The organism is Mesorhizobium sp. LjNodule214 (assembly GCF_964252735.1).
GTDB lineage: Bacteria > Pseudomonadota > Alphaproteobacteria > Rhizobiales > Rhizobiaceae > Mesorhizobium.
Genome location: NZ_CAXUPE020000003.1, coordinates 85,300 through 99,265, shown reverse-complemented (window position 1 = coordinate 99,265; position 13,966 = coordinate 85,300). Strand labels below are relative to the sequence as shown.

General features: G+C 64.0%; 9 protein-coding genes. 6 read left to right on the top strand and 3 right to left on the bottom strand.

Going from position 1 to position 13,966, the window contains the following annotated elements; genetic code table 11:
• Nucleotides 1-96 precede the first annotated feature (96 nt).
• Nucleotides 97-618, top strand: a complete 522-nt coding sequence (locus ACSQ3Z_RS25505; protein WP_436174080.1) for a FecR domain-containing protein — start codon at nt 97-99, stop codon at nt 616-618.
• A gap of 6 nt (nt 619-624) precedes the next feature.
• Nucleotides 625-2,493: a CHASE2 domain-containing protein gene (locus ACSQ3Z_RS25500; protein ID WP_436174079.1), complete on the top strand. Its 1,869-nt coding sequence runs from the start codon at nt 625-627 to the stop codon at nt 2,491-2,493.
• 52 nt (nt 2,494-2,545) lie between these two features.
• Here the strand turns inward: ACSQ3Z_RS25500 and ACSQ3Z_RS25495 are convergent, their stop codons facing one another.
• Both ACSQ3Z_RS25495 and ACSQ3Z_RS25490 read right to left on the bottom strand, forming a co-directional pair.
• Nucleotides 2,546-3,712, bottom strand: a complete 1,167-nt coding sequence (locus ACSQ3Z_RS25495) for a KamA family radical SAM protein (RefSeq protein WP_436174078.1) — start codon at nt 3,710-3,712, stop codon at nt 2,546-2,548.
• 276 nt (nt 3,713-3,988) lie between these two features.
• Nucleotides 3,989-4,324, bottom strand: a complete 336-nt coding sequence (locus ACSQ3Z_RS25490) for a hypothetical protein (RefSeq protein ID WP_436174077.1) — start codon at nt 4,322-4,324, stop codon at nt 3,989-3,991.
• On the opposite strand from ACSQ3Z_RS25490, the gene ACSQ3Z_RS25485 reads away from it, so the two are divergent.
• Both ACSQ3Z_RS25485 and ACSQ3Z_RS25480 read left to right on the top strand, forming a co-directional pair.
• The gene (locus tag ACSQ3Z_RS25485) at nt 4,324-5,847 is read left to right on the top strand and encodes a winged helix-turn-helix domain-containing tetratricopeptide repeat protein (protein ID WP_436174076.1); all 1,524 of its coding nucleotides are present in this window, start codon (nt 4,324-4,326) and stop codon (nt 5,845-5,847) included. The genes ACSQ3Z_RS25490 and ACSQ3Z_RS25485 overlap by 1 nt on opposite strands.
• A 186-nt stretch (nt 5,848-6,033) precedes the next feature.
• A complete protein-coding gene (locus tag ACSQ3Z_RS25480; protein ID WP_436174075.1) occupies nt 6,034-6,969 on the top strand; it encodes a hypothetical protein in 936 nt (311 codons plus the stop codon).
• 701 nt (nt 6,970-7,670) lie between these two features.
• Here the strand turns inward: ACSQ3Z_RS25480 and ACSQ3Z_RS25475 are convergent.
• On the bottom strand, nt 7,671-9,227 hold the full coding sequence (locus ACSQ3Z_RS25475; protein ID WP_436174074.1) for a serine hydrolase: 1,557 nt from the start codon (nt 9,225-9,227) through the stop codon (nt 7,671-7,673).
• Between the two features lie 174 nt (nt 9,228-9,401).
• Between ACSQ3Z_RS25475 and ACSQ3Z_RS25470 the strand changes: the two genes are divergently transcribed.
• Both ACSQ3Z_RS25470 and ACSQ3Z_RS25465 read left to right on the top strand, forming a co-directional pair.
• Nucleotides 9,402-11,063 carry an acyl-CoA synthetase gene (locus ACSQ3Z_RS25470; RefSeq protein ID WP_436174073.1) on the top strand — a complete coding sequence of 554 codons (1,662 nt, stop codon included), beginning with the start codon at nt 9,402-9,404 and terminating at the stop codon, nt 11,061-11,063.
• A 244-nt stretch (nt 11,064-11,307) separates the two neighbouring features.
• The gene (locus tag ACSQ3Z_RS25465; RefSeq protein ID WP_436174072.1) at nt 11,308-13,905 is read left to right on the top strand and encodes a bifunctional diguanylate cyclase/phosphodiesterase; all 2,598 of its coding nucleotides are present in this window, start codon (nt 11,308-11,310) and stop codon (nt 13,903-13,905) included.
• Nucleotides 13,906-13,966: the final 61 nt, after the last annotated feature.

Genomic DNA, 13,966 nt, shown 5'->3' with positions numbered 1-13,966 from the left:
CAACGGGGCCGGTTCGTACGCACACTACCAGGCTGACGGCAGGAACACTGCCAGGATTTTCTTGCCGCGGATTTTCGCAAATGCAGAGAGGCGTTCATGAGCGCACCGGGCCAATATATCCTTAGCATGCTTGCCGCTGTCTTTTGGGTGGATACCGCCCTGGCGCAGTCGAGCGAGGGGTGCAGGTTCGAGCCGGTGGCGGGAACCTCTCGACAGATCCTGCGGTGCCAGGAGGGCCTTACCATCATCGTCGAAGGCGGCGCCCGCTTTTCGCTGGTGGACCGCGATCGGAACGGCAATGCCGATGCGGTGAGACTGCGGCGCAAGGCACTGCTGCTCGAGGCTCCAGCCGGCGGGGTCCAGGGCGGGTTCGTGGTCGTCACCCCGCAGGCGATCGCCGCGGTGCGCGGCACAAAATGGACGGTCGACGTCGGCCAGGGCAAGACGTCCGTCTTCGTCCTCAGAGGCCGCGTCGCCGTGCAACGGCCGGCATCCACCGCCGGCGTGGTGCTGGCGCCGGGCGAAGGCGTCGACGTCGAGGCAGGGACAGGCAAACTCACCGTCAAGCGCTGGCCGGCCAAGCGCGTTTCCGCATTGATGGCTCGTCTGGGTCAGTGAGCGGCGATGAGCGGTCGGGCGCTTGCGACGCTGATCGCGCTCATTCTGGCCGGTGTTTGGGGCGCCGGCCTGGGATTCGCCCACTGGCGCGGCAATCTGGGGTTTCTCGATCGCGTCGAAGCGACGATGACCGATCTTCGAACGCTTGCCCGAGGACCAGCAAAGCCACCGGAGCTGATCACCATTGTCGCGATCGACGACGAGGCGGTGCGAGCTGAGGGCAGCTATCCGCTCAGCCGCGCCACGCTTGCCCGGCTTGTCGATACGATCGCGCGCTTTGAGCCGAAAGCCATTGCGCTCGACGTTCTGCTGGTCGATCCCGGGGCAGCAGATGGAGATGAGGCGCTCGCGCGTTCGCTGGGCAGGAGCGCCAGCGTCATCGCTGCCGCAGCGGTCTACCCGGGAGGGAGACAATGGGCCGTGGCCGAGGGTGAAGGCCCCCTCGCCCGCGTGCCGAATGCCGAGCGGTTTCTGTGGCCGCTGAAGCCGTTCTCGGATGCCGCCGCTGTCGGCGTCGTCAACGTGGTCACCGACCGGACGGGAACGCCCCGGTTCGTCCCGTTGCTGTTTCGGGCAGGAGATCAGCTGGAAGCGTCCTTCTCCCTGCGTGTTGCTGCCCTGGCTGCGGGCGAGGATCCAGCCATAGCGCCCGATCATCTGTCGCTGGGCAGCCGGTGGATCAGGACGGACATCGGTCACATCCTGCCGCTGACATTCTATGGCCCGCGCGGCACCATCCGCACGATCAGCGCCGCGACCGTGCTGGAGGGCCAACTCGATCGCGGCATCATTCGGGATCGAATTGTCGTGATCGGAGCGACGGCAACCGGCGCCGGCGATGTTTTCCCGACACCGTTCGATCCCGTGCTCCCGGGTGTCGAAGTCATGTCGACGGCGATTGCCCATCTGATGACCGGCGACGGAATCGTGCGGGACCAGTCCGTTCGCCTTGCGGATGCCGGCTTTGCAGTGGTGCTGCCAATGGTTCTCGTGGGGCTGCTGGCATGGCGGCGAAACGCCATCGGCCTGGCGGCGGTCGCCGGCGTGGTGTTGATCTGGTTCGCGGTCAATATGACCGCCTTCTCACACCATATCTTGCTGAGTGCAGCGCTGCCGATGGCCGCTGCCGTTCCGCCGGCTCTCCTGTTTGGGTCGGCACAACTTTGGCTGGGCAGGAACCGGGCGCAATATTTCGCCACGCAGAGCGAATTGCTGCAACGCGTCGAAGCCCCGGGCCTGGGCGAGTGGCTCGCCCAGCATGGCGACTTCCTCAAGGAACCGGTCCGCCGAGACGCCGCGATCCTGTTTATCGACCTGTCCGGCTTCACCGGACTGAGTGAAGCCCTCGGGCCGAGCGCCACCCGCGAACTTCTAAACGTGTTTCATGGGTTGGTGAACGAGGAGGTGGCAGACTGCGGTGGCGTCGTCATTGCCTTCATGGGTGACGGAGCCATGATCCTGTTCGGCCTGCCGGAACCAGCGACGGATGACGCCTTCAATGCGGCTCGCTGTTGTGCAGGGCTCGCCAGCCGCACCAACGACTGGCTCGCCTCGTTGCCGGCATCGACCGCATCCCGGCTCGGCTTCAAGATCGGGGCGCACCACGGAACGATCGTTGCCTCTCGACTCGGCGGCGAAGGCCGTCAGCACATCGCGGCCACGGGTGACACGGTCAACGTTGCCAGTCGCCTGATGGAGATTGCGGCCGAGCAGAATGCCGAAGTCGCGGTGAGCGACAAGATGCTGCAAGCCGCCGGTCGCGACTGCGCACTGTTCAAATCCGGTGTTCTGAGAGGACCTGCGGAAACACAAATCCGTGGGCGATCCGGCGCGCTGGCAATCTGGTTTTGGCAGAGTACGCGGACGCTGCAGTAGGGGTTCCTCGCCCCGCCCAGGCGGAGGCGAACCCTGCCTTTTCAAGGCTGCCCTACTCGCCCACAACCTCCCGATACGTCCGCACCTCGCCATCCTGCCCGCGAATGCGCCAGGTGTCTCCGTCCCGCGCCTCGACATAGCACGGCCCGAGCGGCACCTTGCCGCCGCCGTCCGGCAGGTCCAGCACGTAGACGGGACTGCAGATGCCCGACAGGCGCCGGCGCAGGGCACCGGCCAGCGCCTGGCCTTTGGCGATTGTGGTGCGCCGGTGCGCCATGCCGCGCGCGAGGTCGCCGTGGTGCAGGTAATAGGGTTTTACGCCGAGGCGGTACATCAGCTCGCGGCAGAGCTCCTCCAGCACCTCGACCGTGTCGTTGACGCCCTTGAGCAAAACGCTCTGGTTGAGCAGCACGAAGCCTGCCTGGCGCAAGGTGCGGCAGGCCGCTTCGGTGGCTTCCGTGATCTCGCGCGGATGGTTGAAATGGGTGACGACGGTGACCATCAGTCGGCCATGCAAGGCCTCGACCAGCCCTGATGTGATGCGCGAGGGTAGTGCTACGGGTACACGCGTGTGGATGCGCAGCAGCCGCACATGCGGGATCGCTTCGATGCGGGCGCGGATTTCGGCCAGCGCCTTGTCCGGCAGCGAGAGCGGGTCGCCGCCGGTCAGGATCACCTCGCGGAATTCGGGGTGGGCTGCGATGTAGGCGAAAGCCGGCTCGAGCGCTTCGCGCGCATAGCCGCGGCCGATCGAGGTCAGCGACTCCTTGCGGAAGCAGAAGCGGCAGTAGACCGCGCATTGATAGGTCGGGAACAACAGCACCCGGTCGGCATGGCGATGCGTCAGCCGCGGCACCGGGCTGAATTCATGGTCGGCGATCGGATCGCCGAGCTCGCCGTCCTGCTCCATCAGTTCCTGCGGCGACGGGATGACCTGCGCCCGGATCGGGTCGGCGGGGTCGTTCCAGTCGATCAGGTCGAGATAGGCTTTTGGGATGCGAACCTTGTGGTTCGCGGCTGCTCTTTGAGCCGCAGCACGCTCGGCCGGCGACAACGGCAGGGACTCCAGATCGCGCACATGGCGTACGCCTGTCCGGACATCGTCCTGCCAGGCGGCGTTGGCAGCCGCCGCATACGCGTTGCCGTCATCGGCCGTGCCCGAGGCTGCTTCCGTCGCTCCGCCGCTTGTGCCCGTCGGCGCGGCATCGTTGAAAGTCATCGAAGGCTCCTTGAATTCTTGCTGCTCGATACAGCATTGCGGCCAGCGCGCAAAAGCCTTCGATGCATGGCTGAGACAAACGCCATGCCCCTGGCGACCGCGCGGGATCGGCCTAGCACATCCTACGAAACCATAAGTTTTTTTACGGAATGGAAAACGATGGTCGAAAGTCAGCGCCGCGATTGTCCGTACCGGAAGCGGAAGTGGCCGCTGCTTCCCCTGGCAAGTACCGTGGATCGACAGGAGAGATCAAGTACCGTGTATCTAAAGAGAAATTCAGCAGAATTTCAGAAATCCTCCGGTACGCGCCCGGTCTTTGGCTTCATTGTTCTTAAGAACGAACCGGATGAGGTCTAACATGTCAATGGATGAGAACACGCGCCGAGCCGCCCGGCAGGAACTCCTGGAATTTGCATCCACCGTCATGGCTGGGTCCCCTTGTGCGCCCATGCCTGGAACAATGTTCGAAATGCTGGAGATCATGGCCGTGGAGAGGCGCATGACTTCCAGCCAAGGTGAAGGCGGATCAAATTCTCCTGATCCCTTGACGTCCGCGCCGATTGAGACCCCAATCAGGCAGCGTTTGGTCGAGCTGGTCAGATCGGCATTCAATGTCGCGAGAAAACCCAGGGCACGTACCACTGGCACTTGGCAGTTGCGAGCTTGATCTTGCCCGCGGGCTGCTGTTGTGCGACGGGAAACCTGTCGCTCTGCGCTCCAAGGCGTTTGACCTGTTGACCTACCTCAGCAGGAATGTCGGGCGTGTCGCGACCAAGTCTGAACTGATGTCAGCGGTGTGGCCCGATGTCTTTGTGACCGAGGATTCACTGACGCAGGCGGTCAGGGAGTTGCGAAAGGCGCTGCAGGACGAAAGCCAAACCATAATCCGCACGGTCGCCAAGCGCGGCTACGTCTTCTCTCCCCCCGACGCGCCAAAGCAGGAGCGCGCCGGACAGCCGCGCGTTGCGGTGCTGCGTTTCAGCAATGAAGGTGCGCCGGAAGACACCCCCTTGGTCGACGGTTTCGCCGAGGACATTGTCAATGCGTTGGCTCGCTTCGGAACGGTCGTCGTGCTGGCGCGCAATTCCGGATTTGCCTTTGTCTCGGATTCCGCGTCCGATTGGCGTGCCGTTGGCGACAGCCTTGGCGCAACCTACCTGGTCCGCGGCAGGGCGACGACCCGGGCAGACGGCATGCGGGTCACCGTCAGTCTCATTACTGCCTCGACGGGTGAAGTCCTCTGGAGCGATACCTTTTCCGCGTCTGGCGGCCAGATCTTCGACATGCAGGAAGAAATCGCCCGCCGTGTGGTGAACCGGCTGGTCGCTCGGCTCGACGATGCAGATCTCAAGCAGGCAAGCCCAAAGCCTCCCGAAAGCCTGGCCGCATACGAGCTTCTCCTGCGTGGACTGGCCCGGCTGCGCGGTTATGGTGATGATGACAATCAGGCTGCGCGCGGTCTTTTCCAGGCTGCGGTCGAAAAGGACCCGACCTATGCCTTGGCGCATGCCTACATCGCGCTCGCCGATCTCATTATCGGTGGTTATGCCGAGGCATCCCCGGCGTTGCTTGGTTCGGTGATCGACCGCGCGGAGTGTGCGGTGACCCTGGCGCCGGAAGAGCCACGCTGCCATCGCGTACTCGCCCAGGCTTTCATCTCCGCCCGTCGGTTCGACGCGGCTGAACATCACCTTCAACGCGCGCTCGACCTCAATCCGTATGACGCCGATACGATTGCCCAAATGGGGTTCTTGCTCACGATGAGAGGCAGGCCTCTTGAAGCACTCGCGGCGCTTGACAGTGCGATACGGATCAACCCGATCCATCCGGATTGGTACCACTATGATCGCGCCATCGCGCAATACTCCGTTGGAGATTACAAGGCCGCGCTTGTCAGCATGTCCAAGGTCCCCCCGAAGACCCCCTGGCGACTGACAAGGCTGGCGGGGTGCCACGCGCAACTCGGCGATCTCGGGGAAGCCCAGCGCATCATGGCAGAGGTCAAGCGGATAGCGCCTGACTATTCGCCGCTGGAGTTTGCGCAAACCGGGATCGCCTTCGAACATGCGAGCGATGTCGAACATCTCGTTGCCGGCGTCGCCAAGGCACTCGCAGCGTATGAGCAGCAACCCTAGGCGGCGCCAGCGGCGCCGTTTTCGTCCTTGGAAACAGCTTCTTGCACGGCGCGCTAGCCCAGGCTCCCGATCGTCTCTCTGCCGAGCGCGGCAGTAGGAAGGTCAGATGTTGCGATGCCCCACGCGCCCATAGGTATTTAAGCAAAATGGCATTAATCTGCGCAGCCTGGGGTTCAGGGCAGGCGAATGGATTTCGGCACGGGCCATGGCTACCTCCTCATCGGCGGCCTCATCCTGGTCGGTGCCGGGCTGCTGATTCTGTCGCTGATCGTCAATCTTCGCGTGGCGCACAGTGTGCGCGACGACGTGCGGCATCGCGAAAAGCTGCTGGAATATTATCGCAACATCTTTTCGCAGCTCGGCGTCATCCTGATCGGCATCGGCGTGTCCCTGTTCATCTTCTTCTTCCAGCAGAATTATCAGGACCAGAAAAGACGCGACACGGAGCTGCAGCAGGTGATGGCCAAACTGGCGGCGCGCATTGCCCGCGGCGCCCCTGTCGTCGCATCGCTTGGCGAATTCGACGCACTGCTGGACAAGGGCGGGGCCTATGTCAGTCCGGACCTTGGGGGAACGAACGCCGCGGTCAGCGCCCAAGGTGCGGAACTCGGCAAGCAGGTCGCCGAGATCCTTCTGGTCGAGCGCGACGTCGACGTTCAGGCGTTCGAGACCCTCAACCTGTCGCGCGATTTCGAAACCTCGTTCGTCGTCAACGAGCTCGATCCGAGGCTGTGGTTCAACATCGTGCGGGACGAGAACGACATCAAATATGCCACCACCCAGCTCGCCCTCGACTACAAGGATTTGCTGGATGCGATCGGCGGCGAGCCGGTCGAGGCTGCGCTCGCCAATCCTGAAAAGCAGCGCAAGATCAAGCAGGAGGTGCTCGACATCTTCTACGATGCCGACCTCCTGCGCCAGCGCAGCAGGAGACATCTCGGCCGCGCCTGCTGGCTGTTCAGCAAGGGGAGCGGCTTCGTCAGCCTTGTACCGGCCGATGCGATCGAAGCCGATGCCAGATCGCACCAGGAATGGATCGACCGATCCGAACCTCTGCTGGCGCAATCGAAGTCAGGCAGCGGCGATTGCTTCAAATTGCTCCACTACGGCCAGGCGTCCTGAGCCGAGACGGCCGCGAAAGTCCGCCGCTCTAGGGTCAAAACCCAATCACTCCCAGCGACCGGTTCGACCTGTTCCAGTCGTCAATGGCACGCACGATGCATGACTGGATTGAGACCCAATGCGGTGTTTCAGCTGCGAGCGTCGCTTGCTGGAGCTGCGTTGGTCGTTGGAGACCAATGGTATTTTTAGCGGGATGCTAATATACATAGACGCCCGAACCAGCAGCGCCTGCCCAATATTTGAGGAATGCCATGCGACGGTTCATCTTCACGGCAATGTGTATCGCCGCAGCAACGGGTGCTAGCGCCCATGATTGGTACGAAGACAGGATTGACCCACTGACGAAATTCAAGTGCTGCGGTGGCTCTGATTGCCGCGCCATACCTCGGTCTTCGGTGCGGTCCAGGATTGACGGTGGTTACATTTATTTGCCGCATAATTTCATCATCCCAAAGGACCGCGTGCAGGAATCTCCAGACGACCAATACCACATCTGCGAGAATACATACGTCATTACCAATCAGCTGTATTTGCGTTGCTTTTTCGCACCTCGGGTCAAGATCTCCCTACTTCTTCCGCGGTAAGGTAAATACTGCGCGTCGCTGCCGGGATCGACACCGGCAAGGTGCGCAGCTGTGGCAAATTCGGTCGCGCCGCTCGCTGCCCTGACCGGACGCACGCGTTGCCGTCTACCGGCCATTCTAGTCGCCGACGCGCCGCAGCGTGCCGAGATGGTTGTCGTCGAGAAATTCTACGGTCATCGCCGACGGCTTGCCGTCGGGGCCGACGGCAAAGCTTACACCGGTGGGCCTGTCCGGCGTCTCGGCATCGGGGAAGGTCAGGAACAGGTCGCCGTCGAAATGCGTCAATGAATAAGACCGGGCATCGGCCGGGCCGACCTTGAGCACAAGGCCGTCTCCCGAACTCGACACGACCACGTCACCGATGAAGTCGTTGGCGTAGCGGCCGGCATAGGCACTGGCGGGCCTGGCCGGCCGTGCCGGAGATGGCGGCGCGGCATAGGTGGCCTTGGCCGCCGCGACCGCCGGACCGAACAGACCGGCGTAGATCCTGTCCCATGCCCTGACCCAGTCCTTCCCGACCGTTCCGTCGAAGACGAGGTCTGCAAAACTGTCGGACAGCCCCTCCGGCACGCCTGTCGGAAAGGCGTTGGCGATGATGACGATGCCAAGCTTCTCCTTGGGGAAGATCGTCACCAGGGTGCGTGCGCCGACGCTGAAGGCGCCCGCATGGCTCCAGCTCAGACCGTGGCGGCCGAATTCGACATTCCAGCCAAGGCCGTAGAAACTCTCGCCGCCGGAGACGGGGTTCTTGCCACGCGTCATCAGCGGCACATGCGTCTGGTCCAGTGCATCGGCGGCAATCAGCGTCTTGCCGGCATAGACCCCGTTGCCGAGTATGAGGCGCGCCCATTGCGAGAGATCGCGTGCCGTGGAACTGACCCCGCCCGCGGGCGCCTGCGCATCCGGTTCGCGCTTTATCTTCGCGGCCCAGGCGCCATCGACCTTGACGTGGAGCGCGGCGCGATTGGCGTGCCTGACGAAGTCGGAATGGCGGGAGCTGGTCGAGGCCATGCCAAGCGGACGGTAGAGTTTTTCCTCGGCGACTTCCTCCCAGGGCTTGCCTGTCGGCTTGGCGGCAGCAATGGCACCCTCGGTCAGTCCGAAATTGCTGTAGGAGTAGCCGGCACGAAAGCTCGACGATGGCGGCACGAACCGCAGACGATGCAGGATCTCGGCGCGGTCGTAGCCGATGTCCTCGAGGTCGTCTCCGGCGGTGCCGGGAAGCCCGCTGCGGTGCGCAAACAGGTCGCGGACGGTAAGTTGGCTGGTCGGATAGGGATCGGCCAGCCGGAAGGCCGGATCGAGGTCGGCGATCTTCGAATCCCAGGACACGATCCCGTCGCTGACCAGCGCCGCCACGACGGTGGCGGAGACCGGCTTGGAGAGCGAGGCGATCTGGAACACCGTATCGGCGTCGACGGCCTCAGGCTTGCCGGCCTCGCGATGGCCGAAACCTTTGAGGAAGATCACTTCGTCGCCATGCACGACCCCGATGGCGAGACCGGGCACGGCACCGTCGGCGACGGCGGCTTCGGCGAGCGCTTCGAGCTTCGACAGGGCGGCAGCGATCCGCTCCGGCGTGATGGTGTCGGCCAACGCCGCGCATGGCCAAAACGCCAGGACGGCGATGCAGGCCCAAATCCTCCAATGGCAGAGATTCCGATCCAGCCGCACGCTCGAGCCTCCTCCCCTGCATTCGCCTTGCCATAGTACAGGCCGGCGCAGGCGAGGCCAATCCTCGCTCCGGCAATCGACGTTCGCCGCAATCGACCGCCGCCATGATTTCAGGCAATCTGGCGGATGATGGCGCGCCATGGGGAAAAGGCGCGCCGCCGAGGGAGGACTGCCATGACCAAGGCTTCGGCCGGCTTGCCGCGCTATGAGGATGCCGTTCAGCGCTTTCGCATCGAGGATGAAGTCGCCCGGCTGCACGGCGACCTCGCGACCGGCATCAACGCCTATGTCGAATGCTGCGGCCGCTATACCGGCGAGGACCGGCTGGCGCTGCGCGCGATCTCCGCCACAGGCGATCTCAGCGAGTTCAGCTTCGACGATCTCGCCGACATGTCGGGCCGCGCCGGCAATCTGCTGAAGGACCTGGGCGTGCGTCCCGGCGATGTCGTCGCCGGCATGCTGCCGCGCATTCCCGAACTGGTGGCGCTCGTCCTCGGCACCTGGCGCATCGGCGCAGTCTACCAGCCGCTGTTCACCGCCTTCGGCCCGAAGGCCATCGAACATCGGCTGGGTTACAGCGGCGCCAGGCTGGTGGTGACCAACCCGGCCAATCGCGGCAAGCTCAATGAGGTGGAGAAACGCCCGCAAGTCGCGACCATCCTTGGCGCCGGCGAGGCCTTGCCTGCAGGCGATATCGATTTTCGCGCGGCAATTGCCGCCGCCTCGCCCGACTGCCCGCCAATCTTACGCAAGGGCGACGACCTGTTCATGATGATGTCGACCTCCGGCACGACGGGCCTGCCGAAGGGCGTGCCGGTGCCGCTCAACGCGCTGATGGCCTTCGGCGTCTATATGCGCGACGCCATCGGGCTAAGGCCTGACGACGTGTTCTGGAACATCGCCGATCCCGGCTGGGCCTACGGCCTCTTCTACGCCATCACCGGCCCCTTGCAACTCGGCATCGCCACGACCTTCTACGAAGGCGCCTTCAACGCCAAGAGCACCTACGACATCGTCGAACGCCTCGGCGTCACCAGCATCGCCGGCTCGCCGACCGCCTATCGCCTGCTGATGGCCGAAGGGGCGGAAGCGGCCGCCCGCATCAAGGGCTGCCTGCGCGTGGCGAGCAGCGCGGGCGAGCCGCTCAACCCTGAAGTGATCCGCTGGTTCGACGCCCATCTCGCGACACCCATCCATGACCATTACGGCCAGACCGAGAACGGCATGATGGTGAACAACCATCATGGCCTGTCGCATGCCGTGCGGCCGGGCTCGGCGGGCTTTGCCATGCCCGGCTATCGCATGGTCGTGCTGGACGAAGCCGGCCACGAGCTTGGCCCGAACCAGCCCGGCATCCTCGCCGTCGACATCGCGAAGTCGCCGCTGCTCTGGTTCGACGGCTACCACCGGGCGGAAACGCCGGCAATATCAGGCGGCTATTACCGCACCGGCGACACGGTCGAATACGAGCCGGATGGCTCGGTGAGCTTCATCGGTCGGGCCGACGACGTTATCACCTCGGCCGGCTATCGCATCGGCCCATTCGACGTCGAAAGCGCGCTGATCGAACATCCGGCGGTCAACGAGGCGGCAGTCGTCGGCGTGCCCGATCCGCAGCGCACCGAGATCGTCAAGGCCTTCGTGGTGCTGGCGCCCGCCTATCGCGGCAGCCCCGAACTCGCCGAGGAACTGGCGCAACACGTCAAGAAGCGGCTCTCGGCGCATGCCTATCCGCGCGAGGTCGATTTTGTAACCGAGCTGCCGAAGACACCGAGCGGCAAGATCCAACGCTTCCTGCTGCGCAAGGCGGAGGTGGAGAAGCGGAAGGGCGGGTGAGTGGAACCGGTGGCGCCGAGCCGCCGGGCCCGTCTCTCAGCCCCGTGATGGCTGTCACCTGCCCGAGTGCGGATCAGAGCGTGTATTCGGAGATGAAATGCCGGCAGCATAGGCGCGATGCTGAAACTTGCGGCCGGCCTGGAAGGTTAAATTTAAGCACTTTCTACTAGGTTCGCCCGATGGGCTATTGTCCAGGAAAGGTATTCGGGTCGAATTGGCCAGAACGGGATTCAATCTCGGCCGCGTGAGACAGGCCGTTTTTTCTGCCGCCAACTTGCCGGCGGCGATTGCTTTTGTCGTGCTTCTGATCTGCGCCGTTTTTGCCGACCAGCAGAACAGAAAAGTCTCCGATCAACTGGCGCGCGCCGATGTCCTGGCCAAGGTCAACATCATCCGCGCCAAGCTCGAGGGCAACATTAACGGCAATCTTCAGCTCGTGCGCGGCCTGGTATCGGCCATCGTCACCGAGCCCTATATGGGCCAGCAGAGATTTGCCGCGCTCGCCGGCAACCTGTTCGAGCAGAAATCGCAATTGCGCAACATCGCCGGCGCGCCGGATCTCGTCATCTCGCTGATGTACCCGATGGAAGGCAACGAGAAGGCGATCGGGCTCGATTACCGCAAGAACGAGGCGCAGCGCACGGCAGCGCTTCGGGCGCGCGACGGGCGCACGCTGGTGTTCGCCGGTCCGGTCGACCTGGCGCAAGGCGGACGCGGCTTCATAGGCCGCATCCCGGTCTTCGTGCCGACGGCGGGCGGCGGCGACCGCTTCTGGGGCATCGTCTCGGCGGTGGTCGATGTCGAGCGGCTCTACACGGCGAGCGGTCTCACCGACCCCCAACTCGACATCGATGTCGCGCTGACCGGCAAGGATGCGCTGGGCGGGAGCGGCGAACGCTTCTTCGGCGGCGACAATGTCGTCGCCGGCAAACCCGTGACGGCCGAAGTGCAGCTGCCTTCAGGCTCCTGGCGGATTTCGGCCATTCCCAAGGGCGGCTGGCCAGCGGGGCCGAAGAATGAGCGGACCTTGCAGGGGCTCATGGCGCTCGCCGGCGCGCTGGTGGTGCTGCCGATCCTGGTGGCCGGGCGGCTGTTCGGCGAAAGGCAGGAAAACTATGCCGAGCTGAGACGCCTGTCGGGGCGGCTGGAACTGGCGCTGGAGGCGTCGGGCATCGGCGTGTGGGAGCACGACCTCGCTACCAACGAACTGGTGTGGGACGACCGCGTCAACGAGATCTACGGCAGGCCCGCCGACGGCAGGCCGCGCGCCTATGATGACTGGTCGGGGACGATCCATCCCGACGATATCGAGCGTGCCCGGCAGGATTTCGACCAGGCCGCGGCGACCAAGGGCCTCTACTCCTCGCAATACCGCCTCGTCCATGCTGACGGCCATATCCGCCATGTCCGCACGCGCGCGACCTTCTTCCAGGACGCAGGCGGCACGCCGAAGATGATCGGCGCCGAATGGGACGTGACCAGCGACGTGCTGCTCAACGAGAACCTCGTGCGCGAGCGGCAGTTGTCGGAATCGAAGAACGCCGAGCTGGAGACCGCCAAGGCGCGCATCGAGCATGTGGCGCTTCACGATTCGCTGACCGGCCTGCCCAATCGCCGCTATCTCGACGAGATGCTGGCCGAGAGCGGCGAAGCCGGCCGGCGCACGGCGCTGCTGCATCTCGACCTCGACCGCTTCAAGCAGATTAACGACACGCTCGGCCACGCAGCGGGCGATGCCATGCTGTTGCATGCCTCGAAGGTGATCAACGCGAACGCCGGGGCTGCCGATTTCGTGGCGCGCATCGGCGGCGACGAGTTCGTGGTGGTGAGCCATGGACGCGGCGACGACAAGCTTGCCGAACTCGCCGACCGCATCATCGAGGAGATGCGCCAGCCGATCACCTACCAGGGCCACCAGTGCCGGTTCGGCGTCAGCATCGGCATTGCCGCCAATAGCGGCGTCGACGCCAAGCAGCTGCTCGTCAATGCCGATCTCGCGCTCTACCGGGCGAAAAGCCATGGCCGCAATCGCTACGAATTCTTCAACGAAGAGCTGCAGAGCGAGATCGTTCGGACCAAGCAGACCGCCGATGAAATCCTGGGCGGGCTGGAACGGAACGAATTCATCGCTTACTACCAGCCGCAGTTCGACCCCAAGACGCTCGAGATCGTCGGCGTCGAGGCGTTGTCGCGCTGGAAGCATCCGCGGCGCGGCATCCTCGCCCCCGCCGCCTATCTCAAGGTGGCCGAAGAGCTCAATGTCGTGGCGCTGATCGACCGCACCACCCTCAAACTGGCGCTGGAGAATTTCGAGCGCTGGTCGCACCTCAACATCCCGCGCGTGTCGGTCAACGTCTCGGCCAGGCGCCTGGAGGACCGGGACCTGATCAAGGGTTTGCGCGAGCTCGCCATCAAGGAAGGGACCGTATCGTTCGAGCTGGTGGAGTCGATCTTCCTCGACGAGAACGACGACTTCGTTTCCTGGAACATCGAGCAGATCAAGGAACTCGGCATCGACATCGAGATCGACGATTTCGGCACCGGCCACGCCTCGATCGTCAGCCTGCTCAAGCTGCAGCCGCGCCGGCTGAAGATCGACCGCCAGTTGATCACGCCGATCATCGACTCAAAGGCGCAGCGGCGGCTGGTGTCGTCAATCATCGAGATCGGCAAGTCGCTCGGCATCGAAGTGGTGGCCGAAGGCGTCGAAACGATGGAACACGCGCGCATCCTGAAGGAATTGGGCTGCGACATCCTGCAAGGCTACGCCTTCGGCCGTCCGATGGACGCCAAGGCCTTCAAGGCCTTCGCCCAGTCGCGCAAATGGCTGGCGACGGGGTAGCGGCCACCCTACGCCCTCAGCTCACGGCGGCTATGCGCCTCATGTCCGCCGTTGAGGTCTC

Excerpts from the sequence above, each read along its gene's own strand:
- ACSQ3Z_RS25500 (WP_436174079.1), top strand. The coding sequence starts at position 625 with ATGAGCGGTCGGGCGCTTGCGACGCTGATCGCGCTCATTCTGGCCGGT.
- ACSQ3Z_RS25485 (WP_436174076.1), top strand. The coding sequence starts at position 4,324 with ATGTCGCGAGAAAACCCAGGGCACGTACCACTGGCACTTGGCAGTTGC.
- ACSQ3Z_RS25495 (WP_436174078.1), bottom strand. The coding sequence starts at position 3,712 with ATGACTTTCAACGATGCCGCGCCGACGGGCACAAGCGGCGGAGCGACG.
- ACSQ3Z_RS25470 (WP_436174073.1), top strand. The coding sequence starts at position 9,402 with ATGACCAAGGCTTCGGCCGGCTTGCCGCGCTATGAGGATGCCGTTCAG.
- ACSQ3Z_RS25480 (WP_436174075.1), top strand. The coding sequence starts at position 6,034 with ATGGATTTCGGCACGGGCCATGGCTACCTCCTCATCGGCGGCCTCATC.
- ACSQ3Z_RS25505 (WP_436174080.1), top strand. The coding sequence starts at position 97 with ATGAGCGCACCGGGCCAATATATCCTTAGCATGCTTGCCGCTGTCTTT.